Source organism: Streptomyces sp. CB00455, assembly GCF_001905445.1.
Taxonomy (GTDB): Bacteria; Actinomycetota; Actinomycetes; order Streptomycetales; family Streptomycetaceae; genus Streptomyces.
Map to the genome: position 1 here is coordinate 64,096 of NZ_LIVQ01000014.1, position 13,360 is coordinate 77,455.

Sequence of the window (13,360 nt, forward strand, 5' to 3'; positions counted from 1 at the left end):
GCGCTCTAGGCTCGCAAGCATGACGATGACGGAGGGGCAGAGGGTGGGGAAGCAGCGAGCGGGATGGCGACCGGACCGACTGCGTGAGCAGCGCGAGGCACACGGCCTGACCCTGGAAAAGGCTGGCGAGAGGCTTCGCGAAGTGGCGGAGCGTGCCAAGTTGAAGGGGATTCCCGCCGCGAATCCGCAGACACTGTGGCAGCACGAGCAGGGCGAGGTTTACCCGGGCCCTCACTACCGGCGCGCCTATTGCCTCCTCTACCGGGCCACCGAGCCCGACCTCGGCTTCAGGACCGCGCTTCCCGGCGAGGAGACTTCCTTCAAGCTCACGCCGATGGACGATCGCCTCAACGGCGCGCACGTCCTGGCCGTCGAACGGGCCATCCACCGCATCTCACCCGGCAGCGAGGACGCTGGCCACTTCGCCCTCCAGCAGCGCATCATCGACGCTTGGAAGCGGAGGCACACCGGCGGTGACCCGCACCGCCCCGTCCTGATCCTGGTCGGCGGGTACGCCGGCAGCGGCAAGACCGAGCTCGCGCGGTTTTTCGTCCAGCTCACCGGTTGGCCGCTGCTCGACAAGGATCCCCTTACCCGGCCGCTGGTGGAGCGCCTCCTGGTGGCGTTGGGCGGCGACCCGAACGACCGACACACCGAGCTCTACAGGGAGCGTGTCCGGTCTGTGGAGTACGACTGCCTCATGCAGTCGGCCATGGCCAACATCAAGTGCGGGATCAGCACGGTGCTGAGCGCGCCGTTCATCTCGGAGATGACGGACCCGGAGTGGATGCAGCGCCTGTCCAACCGGGCCGCGTCCATGGGGGTCGACGTCTTCCCCGTGTGGGTGCGCTGTGATGAGGAGTCGATGCGGGAGTACATCACCTTCCGCTCGGCGGCCCGGGACGCCTGGAAGCTCGCCCGCTGGGACGAGTACATGGCGACGATCAACCTGGACCTGCGGCCGGCGGTTCCACATCTGGTCGTCGACAACCGGTTGGGCACCGCGGTGACGCTTGCGGACCAGGCGCGCCAGGCAATAGGGGCGATGTACGCATGACCGTGAAGAGGGGTGTCGTCCTTTACGGTCCGCCGGCGGCGGGCAAGGACACCGTCACTACCGCGCTGGCCCAGCTGAGCCCGGCATACGCGCAGTTCGCGCGGCTCAAGGTCGGCTCGGGTAAGTCCGCCGGGTACCGAATGGGTACGGCCGAGCAGCTCCGCGAGCTGGAAGCCGCGGGCGCCGTCGTCTACGCGAACAGCCGGTACGGCAACACCTACGTCATCGACGCACCCGGTCTGGACGACGCATTCACAGTCGGCGTGCCGGTGGTGCACCTCGGGCAGATCGACGGCATCCGGGCCCTGGTCGACGGCTATCCGGCGAGCTGGTCCGTGGTGCTGCTGTGGTGCTCTCGCGAGGCGACCTCAGAGCGATCCGTCGGCCGGGGAGACGGCGACACCACGGCACGTCTGACGGCGTGGGATGCGACCCGCGAGGACCTGGACGCGCACCCGGAGTCGGTCTGGGACCTCACGGTGGACACCACGATGGCGTCGCCACGGGAGGCTGCGCGGCTTATCGACCAGTTGCTGCAGGCGGGGGCAAGGACGGCATGAGCGCGGGCTACGGCTGGGCGAGTCGGTCCAGGGCGTCGGTGAGCGTGAGTTCGCCGTTGTCCTTGACGACATGCCACCGAGCCAGCGTGGATGCGGCCGCCCGCAGCATCTCGGGCGGAAGGCCGACGGCCGCGAGCGCGTCGGCGGCTTCCTCCAGCTCTGGGCCCCAGCGCCAGGCGCGGACTGCGGTCTTGGCGATGTACTGCGGTTCGGAGAGGTACGAGTCGGTGCGCTTCGAGGCGACCTCGAGGAGCTCCTGGTCCACCCCGTGCTCGCGCGCCATCCCGACCGCGAGTGCCACCAGGACCCGCGACGTCTTCTGGAAGCTCGTGTACGCCAGCTTCAGCGCGGACGCCTTCCCGACCTCCGTGCCCAGCACTGCGGTCCGGACGGCGGTGCCCGCGAAGAGTGCCTCGATCTGCTCGGTCGCAGCGTTCAGGCCGGACAGGTACAGGGTCGATGTCTTGCCGCTGACCGGTGGGGAGCCGACGACCGCGCCGTCCACGACGGTCGTATCCGGTTCGAGCAGCGCAGTGATGCGCTGCGCCCGCTCGGGGTTGATGGCATTCGCCTCCAAGTACACCCCGGCGAAGCCGTGCTGGGCGACGTCACGGGCGAGGTCCTCGGCGGCGGCTGGCGGGCAGAGGCTGATGATGATGTCGCTGCGGTCCAGCAGTTCGGCCACCGTGTACACGGGCGTCAGGCCGAACTGGGCGGCGCGCGCTGCTGACGCGGGACTGCGGCCGGCCTCGCACCACAGGACCGCGGCCGCATTGGTCGCGGCGCAGGCGGCGACGGCGGCCCCCATGCTGCCGGGGTGGAGAATGCCGACGGTCGGTTGGTCCACGGTGCTACTCCGAGGTCTCGTTGAGCAGGATGGTAATGGCCTCGGTGACGTCGTCGACGACGTGATGCGCGGCGGGAAGGTCCGTCGGCCAGGGACGTCCGCGCAACCAGATGGTGCGCAGGCCAGCCTGGTGGCCGCCGCCAATGTCGCCGGTCGGGTTGTCGCCGGTCATCCAGCCGCCGTTGGCGAGGTCGTGTCCGCAGCGGGAGGCGGCGACTGCAAAGAGCTCCGGGTCTGGCTTGCGGATCTCCAGATCGCCCGAGACCGCCACGCCGTCGACCAGGTTGGTGAGTCCGGTCGCGGCAAGCTTAGCGCGCTGGATATCGCTGGCTCCGTTGGTGACGATGCCGATGGTCCAGGCGGCTGCGCGAAGTTGCGCCAGGCCCTCGAGGACGGCTGGCCGACAGGTAACGGCGGTAGCCATCAGCTGCACGTACTCCTGCCACAACTGCGCGGCGGTCACTGCCAGGCCGAAGGCATCTCGCAGGCGGACGAAGTCGTTGGGGTTCGCGCGGTCGGCCAGTTCAGTGCGCAGGCGCTGCTCGGTGGGGGCGTCGAAGTTGTGAGTGTGGCAGAGCGCGGTGACGGCGTCGCTAAGGGCGGCCTGCCGGTCAACGAGCGTGCCGTCCAAGTCGAAGAGGGCGAGTCGGGCCATGGGGAGGAACCGTACTGGTGCGGGGACAGACGGCGATTACACCTCCCTCTCAGGGTCCCGCTGGTGTATCTTTCAGAGATCTGTCGATCATGAGAGGCTGCGCCATGCCTGACCCGGACCGCCTGAGGCAGGTCGATGCCCTGCTGGACGGCCTGGACGACGTCCTGCCGGCGCCCCGAGTGTGCGCCCAGCTCCGTGTTGCCGCTGGCCTCACACAGAAGGATGTTGCGGACGTTGTAGGCGTGAAGCGCGTGGCGGTCGCGCGCTGGGAGTCAGGCGAAGCCCGCCCTCGGCGCCCGCACCGCGAGGTCTACCTCCACCTGCTCAAGGGCCTCGCAGAACGTTTTCCCGAAGCCACTCAGCTGGATGAGGGCATGCCGACGCCGACCTCCGAAGGGGGATCGGGATGACCTAGCGGCCATCGGCCGCGCGCGCCAAGAAGCGGACTAACCACCCGCCGGCCGTCGCGCGGCCCGTCTCCGACTGCGGACTAACCACCCGCGTCGGCTGCTCAGATCCCGGTTCCAGCCGGTTCTGAGCTGCGGCTCACCGAGCCGCTCATTTCCACACGGCCCCTAACCAGGGCCACAGCACCACCGGCCACTCACCACGGCCACCACAGCCGCGTCAGCACCGGCTGCGCGCGCTTCACCGCACCGCCCCCACCACAGGGGCTCTGCGACTCAGCTCCACCGACACGAGAGGAGAGACCTCCCCAGCCGTTCGGTGTCTGCCCGCTCCTCCCGGAGGGGGCTGTCACCTACATCCACTCGCCGACCAGTCCGCTCGCGGACCGTGTCGGGTTGACTATGGAAGTTGGTGTCCTCGCCATAGTGCACGATCTGGTGTCCCCTGAAAAGCCGACCAGTGCCCGTTTCATCCCGTTTCGGGCATTTTCAAGCGCCTGCTTGATCAGATTCACAGGACGTCGCGACGCGAGGCGAGCCGAGTTCACGGTGGTCTCGCCGTCGGGGCGCATCCCGTCCGGCGGGAAGCGCTTCAAGATTTATGCCCGCCGGGCGGGAGCGAACCGGGTCCTCGGCGCTTCCCGGACTCTGTCCACAGGCCGCCTGCGCAAGGCTGCCGAGATGATCTCTATCTCCTCCGTCCGGGCGGGCCAGTGAGCGCCGTGGCGGCGTCGGCCGCCGTGTTGCTCCCCGCTCCGCGCCGTGCCGTCGACGACGCCGACGCGGTCGCCGTGCTGCCCGAGCTGTTCGTGGCCGAGGCATCGCAGTGGCTGTCGACGTCGTCGGGCCGGATCGCGGGTGAGGGCTACAGCTGGATGCAGGCGGTCCACTGGGTCGCCGGGTCCGGGCTGTACCAGCCGCGGCGCCACCGGTCTCATGGCCCGCGCTCCTTCGGACCGACGACGGTGCGGGTCGCCCAGGAACTCGCAGAGCTGTTCCCCTGCCGTCCGGGGATCGAGTACCTGGTGCGCCGCACCGGGTTGTCGGAGCGGTCGGTGGAGTACCACCTAGGGATGCTGCGGGAGGCCGGGCTGCTTGCGTACATCGTGCGGGGCACCCGGATCCGCGGTCAGGCCGCGCAGGCGTCGGAGTTCGCGCGGATGGTGCCGGTGGAGTTCGACGCGGCGCTGGGCATCCGTACGGCCGGTGAGGGCACCGGGCGGCGGATGACCGGGATCGCGGAGGCCGGCCGGGAGCTGATGACGGCACTGGCGAAGAAGGCGGCTCGCAAGGTCCGCAAGCGGCGGGCGAAGTCGTCCTCGAAGGTCCCGGCGAAGGGTGCTCGGAAGGGCGCTGACCAGGGTGCTGTGACGGTTGTTTCGGATGAGGCCCGTTGCACCCCAATAGGGGGTAGTTCCCGCAGTGTTTCTTCTGCGGGTACTACTTCCTTCCCCCCTGAGAGCAAGCTCGCAAGCGGGCAGAGCGATTTCCCCACCCCGAAGAAGGTCAAGCGCGGTCACCGCAAGCTCAACAGCGTCGGGCGCCGTTTCCAGCTGGCCTCGGAGCTGATCCGCCAGGTGCCGTGGATGGGCCGGGCCGCAGTGCCTCGGATCGCCTGGATCCTCAGCGAGGTCGCGGACGCCAGCTGGACCGCCGACGAGGTGATCGCGTTCCTCGACCTGGGCGACGCCCCGGAGCGGGTGCACCGCCCGTCAGGCTTCCTCGCCGGGCGGCTAAAGGGTGCGGTGGCCCTGTGGCCGCACGCCGAGGGCCGAGCCCGCGCCGTCCAGGCGTACCGGGATTCCCGCCGCGCCGAGCAGGCCCGCCACCAGGAGTGGGAGGGCCGCTGGCAGGCCCCGCGCAGCGAGTCGGTCCGCCGCCTGGTGGCCGAGGCATTCATCCCCCGTCAGGAGCAGCCGATGGACAGCACGCAGGGCGAGGTCCTGCCCGCCGAGACCAGCATCGACGACCTCGCGGCGGAGGAGGTGGCGGAGCTGCGGGCGACGGCTCGGGGCGAGTTCATGCGCGGCGAGACCACGCTCATCACCTCCACGGTCGACGCGTTCGGGCGGCCCACCGCCGAGCGGCTCTACGGCGCTGACCTGGTGCAGCGCGCTCTTCGCTTCACGAGCGGCAGCCGCAGCTCGCTGATGACCCTGGGACACCGGTAGGAGGCCACGATGACCGAGACGATCACTCACACCCAGCAGGACCAGGAGCAGCCCGTGGCGGCCGCCGGGAAGCTTTCCGGGGTCGACCTGGCCCGGGTCGCGCTGTACCAGGCCCGGGAGGCCGCCAAGGCCCGCGGCGCATCAAGCGGGGCCCGGAAGACGAGGCGCAGTGTCCGCACCTCGGCCTCGCGGCGTGACGGGCGCGAGGTCACCAGTTTCGGAGCTGTGCTCCAGGGCCTGATGGCCGACCGGGCCTGGGACATCCCCACCGCTGGCGGCAACATTCTGGACCGATGGCCGGACATTGCGGCCCCCGTCTCCCCGCATCTGGCCGCGCACGTCACAGCGACGGCGTTCCACACGGAGACCGGGCAGCTGGACCTGCGCCCCGACTCTCCCGCGTACGCCACCCAGCTCCGCCTGCTCAACGCCCGGATCATTGACGCAGCCAACGATGCGGCCGGCACGCAGGCGGTACGGACCATCCGGGTCCTGGCCGTCGGTCAGACCACGGTGCCGGAGCCCCGTTCGGTCGCTCCGGCACCCTCGGCGGTCGCAGTGCCCGCGGCTCCAGTGAGGACCCGGGACATGGCCGCCGCCGGCTTTCACCGGGCGCTCGCCGCCCACCAGGCCGTCCCGCGCACTCGAGGCGTGCCCCTGGACATCGCAGAGGCCGCCGCGCGGCAGGCCCGCGTGCTGCGCGAGCTCAGCGAGTGGGCGTTCCCCGACCCGGAGAAGAACGCCGACGACCAGCCGGCGCCGATCGACACCACTGTCCAGCAGCGGCGCCGCGCGTTCGCCGCCACGGAGACGGCTGCTCTGCACCGGGCCCGAGCCGAGCGCGCCCAGCGGGCCGGGGCCGCGGTCATCCTGCCGCAGACCGCCCCGCTGAAGTCGACGGCATGACCGGGTCGGGTGGGGTCGAGGGAGCGGGGCGTGCACGCTGCGGCTGATTCCCTGCGGGTGCGTTGGCAGTTCACGCCCTGCCACACTCCGGAGCCGGTGGCTACGCTGCCGGGTATGTCGAAGCACCGTCAGTGGCCTGGCCCGAAGGGGCAGTCCTACGTTGCCGCACCGCAGCTTCCGGCGTACGACCGGCCGCCGGCCTCGGACGTCACCATCGTGCACCGCGACGGAACGCAGGAGAGCCGGCCCGCCCTGGCCCCGCGCCTGTCGCGGGGCTCCCACGACCCCGCACGTGTCCCGCCCAAGCGGCCGGCGCAGAAGTGCGGCAGCTGCGCCGGGGTCTTCAAGAAGAACCAGGAGCCGCGCCGCGTGAACGGCCGTCTCCTGCATCAGCCCGGCGAGTGCGAGCCCGTGGCCGTACAGCCAATCCAGCACCGTCCGACAGGTCGGGTGGTCCCCTTGCACGAGAAGGTCGCCCGCCGGTTCTGGATTCGCCGGCGGTGCCCCGTCTGCGACGCCAAGGGCGGCCAGGACTGCACCGACCCGGGGGAGCAGGGCGGCGAGGCGTTCAGGTTCAGCGGGAGCACGGCCACGTCGAGCGGATCGCGCTGATCCTGAAGGAGCGCGAGGCGGCCACGGCAGCCAAGGAAGCCCGGCGCCCGGAAGACCTGCCAACCGAACGGGGGACCGCGAGCATGGTGCCCTACTACCGGCTGATGAACATCTCCTGCCCGGTGTGTCACGCTAAGCCCGACGCCGCGTGCTCCCTGCCCGCCGGATCCCACCAGGCGAGGCGGGACATCCTCAACCACCACCTCACCCGCACCGGCGGCCGCCGGTAGACGCCCCACCGTCCCACTCCTCCGAGTCTGCGATGACGTCGGACTCGATGTCCATATGTCCGGCGTGCCCGCGCAGATACGGCTCGGCACCCACCGGAGCGTGGAACGCTGGTTTCGCGGCGAGGGCCGTCGGCCAGGATCGGGGACATGAGTGAGCTGATATGGCACAAGGACGCCTCGATCGAGCTGTCCACGGCCCTCCCGGAGAGGTACGACTTCCGGGGCGCCCAGATCGCCTTCAGTGGCGGCTTCGTCTACATCCGTCCTGACCCTAACAACGTGGGCCGCAGCAGCAATCGGGTGTTCGTGGTGCCGGCCTCTGCAGTGGTGCGAGCGGAGTTGCCGAACGGCGCGGCCGAGTTGTAGCAAGTCCCGGACGTGTTGCAGGGCCCGGCGGAAGACTCTGCCGGGCCCTGCCTCTTGTCGTACGTCCTTCGGCCCACGAGAGTCGTCACGGTGGGGAAGGAAGTCCAGGCGGCCGACCCGTGGGCCGTGCCACCTTGCGGAAGCGCCCCGCTGCAACGGGGGCTCCTGAGTTCTGCGGTGCGTGTCCGGACCGTTGGACCTGCGCCTCTTTCGTACGCGCGCTCGCGTCCGCGGACACGAGCGTCCCTGCGCGCACGTGGGAACGAGTTCAAGGATGCGGGGGATAATTGACCTCGGCAAGGAGAAGCAGGCACCCAAGTTCCTTCACCAGCCCCGACACCTGCTCTGACCTGCATATACAGGGCAAGGAAGCCGACGATCAGCGCGATATTCAATGGAACCCGAACCATTCGTTAAACAATTCCGTTCCACCTCTTAAAAAACAGCGGAGCCGTTTATTTAATGCTGCCTCCAAGGGGAACTGGAACGCCATTGTCAGGCGTATGCCTGGGTAGCGTGGGACCTGCTGTCGTCTGTGGCTGCAACCACTGGCAGTGAAATCCCGTGCCCTGCAAGGCACTTGAGCACCGCGTACGGACCGCAAGTCACCTGTCGTTCTCGCGTATGGGAGTTCCCTTCCTTGTCTCTGTTGCTTCCTGAGCCCGTTCCTGCTGAGCAGAATGGGCCGTGCTCGCACACCCCGGCGAGCACCACGAAGTCCTCGCCCGTGGCCGCCTTACTCCTGCTGGTCATACTTCTGGCCGCGCTGGTCGTCCTGCTGGCCCGCGGGATGAAGCTGGAGGAGGCCCTCGCAGTGCTGGGGGCCGGCGGGCTGCTGGCCGCCGAGCTGCGCCAGCGTCTGCTCTGATCCGATGCCCCGCCGGGGCCCGTCACACCGACGGGCCCCGGCCTCATTCCGGGCTCGGAAAGGAGACGACGTCGTGGCCCGACCCATGAACCAGCTGCCCCAGAGCGACGATCCGCTCATCGCGTTCGCCCGTGACCTCCGGCATCTTCACAAGAAGGCCGGCTCCCCACCGCTGGCAATGATGGCTGAGCGCAGCGGCATCTCGGCCCCCACCCTGTCCAACGCCCACAACGGCAGAAAGCTGCCGACCTGGTCCACCGTCAACGCCTACGTTCTGGCCTGCGGCGGCGACCCCGAGGAATGGAGCCCACGCTGGGAGAGCCTGCGCCTGGCGGGCGCCGGGCTCTCCGGAGGACTGGGCCGCGAGGCACTGGCCCACTGGGAACGCACGGGCATCCTCACTCCCATCCCTGTCACCGATGAGGCCGGGCTGCGCCAGTTGCTCCGGGCCCTGCTGGACTTCAACGGGCTCAGCCACCGCACTCTCGCCCGGCAGGCACCCGGCTACTCCCACGTCACCTACGGGGCCGTCCTACGGGGCACTCGCCCGCTACGGGCGAAGATCCTCTACCAGATCCTCATCGGCTGCGGCGTTCACTCACTGCGCAGCCAGGAGGCGTGGTTCGTCGTGCTGAGCAGCTTCTCCGGGCGTGAGGGCCTGGAAGGCGGCAAACTGCTGACCCGGGTGGACCAGAAGTACCGGTACGCCGGCGATGTCGACCTCAAGATACTCAAGGCCGTCTTGCCCCAGCTGGAGCGCGGCCGGGCACTGCTCATCTCCAACGTCGCGTCCTACGACAGCGTCGTGGACCTGCGCACCGCGTTCGAAGACATGCTGGCCATCCTGCTGGGCTCCCTGGAGCGCTCCTCAGTCCAACTGCCTCTCAAGCTCAGCATCGCCTTCGACCAGGTGATCCGTCAGCTGCAGAGCGCATCGTTCCCCAACCCCGCCGCGCTCGCCGCCCTTGTACCCCTCACCCTGCCGTTCCACCCTCGACTGCAGACCCGGGTCTCCCAAGCCCTCAAGAACGCCGGCGACGTCCTGCGGAAGGTCAACGATGGCGAACTCCCCCTCTCCAGCCAGAAGGGAAACCGCAGGCGGGCGGCAGCCCTGATCCCCCGGCCACCTCGGTTCCCCACTGCGAGCTCGGTGCGCGCCGTCTCGTAGGTCTGGGCAGCCCGGCGCGTGTAGTGCCGAGCTGGGCTGGCTGGGCTGGGTGGCGAGTCCGCCCCGGGGGGGCCTGAAAGCCGTAGCCGCGACACGGAGTCCTGGTTCGACCGTGATTCCTCCGAGTACGGTGCACTTCATGGTCGTGGACTGGGTGGTGCGCCGGTGGGGAAGGCTCGGGATTGCCACCGGGGTTGCGGCAGTGATGGGCGTGGCCCATCACCGGGGCAACGCGACGCTGGTCCTCGTGCTGGTGTCCGCGCTCATCACGGGCGGGCTCTACGCCGGGCTGGGATTCGCCGCCCTGGGCAACTTGAGGTTCGCCAGCATGTGGCGCCAGCAGATGACGTGGGACGTGTACCGGGATCGTGTGTGGGAGCCGCATGAGACTGACATGGCGGCCCAGACGGAACAGATGCGTAAAGTCGAAGCCCGTGTTGCGAACTTCGCCACCGCTCACGGCCTGGAGCGCATCACCCTTGCTGTGACCGGTGCCGGGATCGGCGGGGCAGGCGCCGCCGAATCCGCGCGAAGCTCGAGGACGTTCGGACACATTGAGCTGGGACATTTCTGGTTCTTCCCCGACGGAGTGGCGAGCCTGCCGCATGTCGTGGAGCACGAGCTCGCGCACATCCACCGCAATGATTCCGTGCGCCATATTCTCTGGAACTCGGGCACCGCCGCAGGCAGCGTTGGATGCGCCGGACTCCTGCCTCTCCCTTACGCCGCCGTGGCGATCGCCGCGCTCTTCGCTCTGCATGCAGCCGCCAGCTGGTGGAGGGAACTGGCCTGCGACACAATCGCGGCCCGCCAGTGCGGGCGGATCGCCGCGGAGCCCGCCATGACGCACCTCCTGAACGAGCGCCGGGCTCTACCCATACGGCTTCGCTACGCCTCGGCGGTCACCGCGCTACGCAGCCACCCGCCGCTCCTGCTGCGTCACTGGTGGATCCGGCTCGCGCCAGCGCTCCCCCGCACTGATCAGGCCGCACCTATCGCATCGTGGGATATCGGGCGCTGACCAGTGCGGGTGGCCGGCCCTCTTCGCCTTCGGCCTCACCACCATGGCCTTCGCCTGGCGCTTCCGGTCCGGCCAGCTCAAGACACCCGACAGTCAGCTGCCGCCCAGTCCTGCTGCGGCAGAGGCGTTGCCGTCCGGCGCCGTACTGCAGTGGGCAGGTTCAGCGGGTGAACGCTTCGGTCAAGCTGATGCGGTAGCCGTCCTCTTCCATCAGCACGACGGTGACACCGAACGGGTCGGGGTGGTCTAGCTCGATCGGGGTGAAGGACCCCTGGGGCCGCCGGGGGCCCCAGGGCCAGGCGGTAGCACCGCTCACCCGGCAGGATCGAGGGGCCCGACGGCAGCTGCGCGGCTGATTGAAGTCGCGCCGTCGGCGGCTGGCTGGACGGGGTGGCCTGGTCGGCCGACTGGTCCAGCCCCATCCCTCGGGGGGCCAGTGAAGGCGGCGGCCTGGACCCGACCGGACACGGTCTGGGTGCGGCCCCGTGCGCCCGCGGCGACCCTGGAGCTATGGCCGACGCGTCCAAAGTGACCATCCACCCTCCCGACGACCGAGGGCGCCGCCTGGTGACCTATCGGCGGGAGGAACTCGGTCGCGCGACTAGCGAGCGGGATGTCCGGGAGTTCCTCTACCGGGCCGGCATGGCCGATGCCGAGGACGTCGATCTGACCGACGAGGCCCTCTTCGACTGGCAGGGCGCCGGACCCGAGTCCTGGGCCTGAGTCGTGAAGGCCCTGTGGAATGGCGCGATCTCGTTCGGGCTGGTCAGCGTCCCGGTGTCCGTCGTGCCTGCGACCGAGCGCCACGCCGTGCGCTTCCGGCAGATCCACCAGCACGAGGGTGGACTCATTGGCCGCGTCCGCAACCTCAAGGTCTGCGAACTCGACGGCGAGCCCGTCGGACTCGACGAGATCGGCCGCGGCTACGAGACCGCCATCGGAACGATCCCCGTCAGCGACGCCGAACTCGACGCCCTCCCCCTGCCCACCGCCAAGGCGATCGAGATCGTCAGCTTCGTCCCCGCGGAAGCGCGCGGGTTCGTAGATTCCTGGAGCTGTGGCGACAGGAACCCGCACTCAGACTCTCTGGTTGGTGGGATTAGGAGTGCGGGTTCCTGGTTTGCCAGCCAGGGCGTCGAGGCTGCTCGTCTGGCCGCGACGAGATCGAGTGGCGCGTCCGCTGCCTGCTCCTCGAACTCTGATTGCCAGGCGTGGCGTCTCCTCGACGGGTCGCCCCTCCCGGCGGCCCGGCCTAGCTGAGACTGGCCGGATTGATCACGAGGGCCAGCGGTGCACTGGTGGCTCGGGTTCGGCGCGGTGGCAGCGGGACTGCTGGTTGCCGTGGTGACCGCGCCGGTCGGGGTGTCGGGGGTGGTGTTTCTCCTACCGGTGCAGCTCAGCGTGTTCGCGGTACCCAAACCGATCAGGGGCGTCAGTGGGTGGTGACAGGCACTGGCCACGTGCCGAGCGGCGCCCTGCGCCCTGTGGGCTGGATGTCGTACCTGGGTTCTAAAGTCCTGCTTATGTCCCGCCACACGCCTGATCGCCCCGTCAACATGGAGAGCTTCTTTCCCGAGCTGCTCCCCTTCCGTCGCGAGTCCGTCCGCTTGCATCCGCGCCCTGGGTCTCCGACATGCAAGGACAGTTCCGTCGGAGGTCCTCTGCTCTGGCCTGCCGCCGAGCCGTGGCCGGTGTGCCGGGAAGAGCACTACGACGACAGCATGAACTCCACCAGCCAGCCGCAGCCCGCTGCTCCCATGGTTCCCATCGTGCAGATCCATCGTGCCGACGCGCCCGGCATACCCTTCCCCGAGGGCAAGGACCTGCTGCAGGTCCTGTGGTGCCCCTACAGCCACGGCGAGTTCTGCTACCCCTTGCCCCAAGTCCACTGGCGCGACTGCAGTGCAGTCGGCGACGTACTGCCAACCCCGGAGCCGGCGGCCGAGCTTCCCAGGAACTGGTATCCGGGACCCTGTGTGGTTCACCCCGAGCAGGTGACTGAGTACCCGAGCTGGGACCTTTCTGACGAGCTTCGCGACGTGCTCCGAGACCGCTTCGACGCACTGTCCGGTGAAACCGGTCTGCTGTACTCCTACCACCTCGCGGCAGCGCCAGGAATCAAGCTGGGAGGCTACCCGGGTTGGACACAAGATCCGGTATGGCCCGACTGTGAGGGCTGCGGCAGCAGGATGGATCACCTCCTGACCGTGTCCAGCTGGGAATTCGACGGCGAGTCCTGGCGCACCTGGCTTCCCGATGAGGACCGAACCGACGAGAACGAATGGGGCGGTCAGCGTTGGGACGGCCCTGCCCACAACCCCGCCGGGCTGTGCCTCGGCGACGCCGGGGGCGTCTACATCTTCGAATGCCGCACCTGCCCCGAACGCCCCATCGGCCACTGGTTCGACTGCTCGTGACCGCTGGACGCCTTGCCCATGACACGGCACGAACACAGCCACCCCAGCCGCTTCGCCGGCGCCCGCTTCGACCGG

The 13,360-nt window shown here is 69.2% G+C and carries 16 protein-coding genes and 2 pseudogenes; 15 read left to right on the plus strand and 3 right to left on the minus strand.

Going from position 1 to position 13,360, the window contains the following annotated elements; all coding sequences use genetic code 11:
• Nucleotides 1-19: 19 nt before the first annotated feature.
• Nucleotides 20-1,057 (plus strand): AAA family ATPase, encoded by a 1,038-nt coding sequence (locus tag AMK16_RS32945; RefSeq protein ID WP_073921014.1) that lies wholly within the window; start codon nt 20-22, stop codon nt 1,055-1,057.
• The gene (locus tag AMK16_RS32950) at nt 1,054-1,617 is read left to right on the plus strand and encodes a phosphotransferase-like protein (RefSeq protein WP_073921015.1); all 564 of its coding nucleotides are present in this window, start codon (nt 1,054-1,056) and stop codon (nt 1,615-1,617) included. Before AMK16_RS32945 ends, AMK16_RS32950 begins: the two co-directional genes overlap by 4 nt.
• 7 nt (nt 1,618-1,624) lie before the next feature.
• Here the strand turns inward: AMK16_RS32950 and AMK16_RS32955 are convergent, their stop codons facing one another.
• Both AMK16_RS32955 and AMK16_RS32960 read right to left on the minus strand, forming a co-directional pair.
• Nucleotides 1,625-2,464 (minus strand): NAD(P)-dependent oxidoreductase, encoded by an 840-nt coding sequence (locus AMK16_RS32955; RefSeq protein WP_073921016.1) that lies wholly within the window; start codon nt 2,462-2,464, stop codon nt 1,625-1,627.
• 4 nt (nt 2,465-2,468) lie between these two features.
• Nucleotides 2,469-3,119: an HAD family hydrolase gene (locus tag AMK16_RS32960; RefSeq protein ID WP_073921017.1), complete on the minus strand. Its 651-nt coding sequence runs from the start codon at nt 3,117-3,119 to the stop codon at nt 2,469-2,471.
• Between the two features lie 104 nt (nt 3,120-3,223).
• On the opposite strand from AMK16_RS32960, the gene AMK16_RS32965 reads away from it, so the two are divergent.
• The 9 genes from AMK16_RS32965 (at nt 3,224) to AMK16_RS32995 (ending at nt 10,868) form a co-directional block, all read left to right on the plus strand.
• Nucleotides 3,224-3,529, plus strand: coding sequence for a helix-turn-helix transcriptional regulator (locus AMK16_RS32965; RefSeq protein ID WP_073921018.1), 306 nt, complete (start codon nt 3,224-3,226; stop codon nt 3,527-3,529).
• Between the two features lie 710 nt (nt 3,530-4,239).
• Entirely contained in the window at nt 4,240-5,697 is a 1,458-nt protein-coding gene (locus tag AMK16_RS32970; RefSeq protein ID WP_338014532.1) for a helix-turn-helix domain-containing protein, read from the plus strand.
• 9 nt (nt 5,698-5,706) lie between these two features.
• Nucleotides 5,707-6,603: a DciA family protein gene (locus AMK16_RS32975; protein ID WP_073921019.1), complete on the plus strand. Its 897-nt coding sequence runs from the start codon at nt 5,707-5,709 to the stop codon at nt 6,601-6,603.
• Between the two features lie 114 nt (nt 6,604-6,717).
• Entirely contained in the window at nt 6,718-7,215 is a 498-nt protein-coding gene (locus AMK16_RS35555) for a hypothetical protein (RefSeq protein ID WP_143196923.1), read from the plus strand.
• Nucleotides 7,216-7,298: 83 nt separating this feature from the next.
• Entirely contained in the window at nt 7,299-7,445 is a 147-nt protein-coding gene (locus AMK16_RS36445; RefSeq protein ID WP_158071274.1) for a zinc finger domain-containing protein, read from the plus strand.
• A 147-nt stretch (nt 7,446-7,592) separates the two neighbouring features.
• Nucleotides 7,593-7,811, plus strand: a complete 219-nt coding sequence (locus AMK16_RS32985; RefSeq protein WP_073921021.1) for a hypothetical protein — start codon at nt 7,593-7,595, stop codon at nt 7,809-7,811.
• Nucleotides 7,812-8,538: 727 nt separating this feature from the next.
• A complete protein-coding gene (locus tag AMK16_RS36450) occupies nt 8,539-8,679 on the plus strand; it encodes a hypothetical protein (protein WP_158071275.1) in 141 nt (46 codons plus the stop codon).
• Nucleotides 8,680-8,752: 73 nt separating this feature from the next.
• Nucleotides 8,753-9,847: a helix-turn-helix domain-containing protein gene (locus tag AMK16_RS32990; protein WP_143196924.1), complete on the plus strand. Its 1,095-nt coding sequence runs from the start codon at nt 8,753-8,755 to the stop codon at nt 9,845-9,847.
• A gap of 139 nt (nt 9,848-9,986) precedes the next feature.
• Nucleotides 9,987-10,868, plus strand: coding sequence for a hypothetical protein (locus AMK16_RS32995; RefSeq protein ID WP_143196925.1), 882 nt, complete (start codon nt 9,987-9,989; stop codon nt 10,866-10,868).
• Nucleotides 10,869-11,028: 160 nt separating this feature from the next.
• On the opposite strand, the gene AMK16_RS36455 is transcribed toward AMK16_RS32995, so the two are convergent.
• The gene (locus AMK16_RS36455) at nt 11,029-11,184 is read right to left on the minus strand and encodes a hypothetical protein (protein ID WP_158071276.1); all 156 of its coding nucleotides are present in this window, start codon (nt 11,182-11,184) and stop codon (nt 11,029-11,031) included.
• A gap of 212 nt (nt 11,185-11,396) precedes the next feature.
• Between AMK16_RS36455 and AMK16_RS33000 the strand changes: the two genes are divergently transcribed.
• The 4 genes and pseudogenes from AMK16_RS33000 (at nt 11,397) to AMK16_RS33010 (ending at nt 13,285) form a co-directional block, all read left to right on the plus strand.
• Nucleotides 11,397-11,591: a hypothetical protein gene (locus tag AMK16_RS33000; protein ID WP_242439037.1), complete on the plus strand. Its 195-nt coding sequence runs from the start codon at nt 11,397-11,399 to the stop codon at nt 11,589-11,591.
• A gap of 3 nt (nt 11,592-11,594) precedes the next feature.
• A pseudogene (locus tag AMK16_RS37910) lies at nt 11,595-11,897 on the plus strand (Ku protein); the annotation flags it as partial.
• Between the two features lie 261 nt (nt 11,898-12,158).
• A pseudogene (locus AMK16_RS37915) lies at nt 12,159-12,290 on the plus strand (sulfite exporter TauE/SafE family protein); the annotation flags it as partial.
• Nucleotides 12,291-12,589: 299 nt separating this feature from the next.
• On the plus strand, nt 12,590-13,285 hold the full coding sequence (locus tag AMK16_RS33010) for a DUF1963 domain-containing protein (RefSeq protein ID WP_242439038.1): 696 nt from the start codon (nt 12,590-12,592) through the stop codon (nt 13,283-13,285).
• Nucleotides 13,286-13,360: the final 75 nt, after the last annotated feature.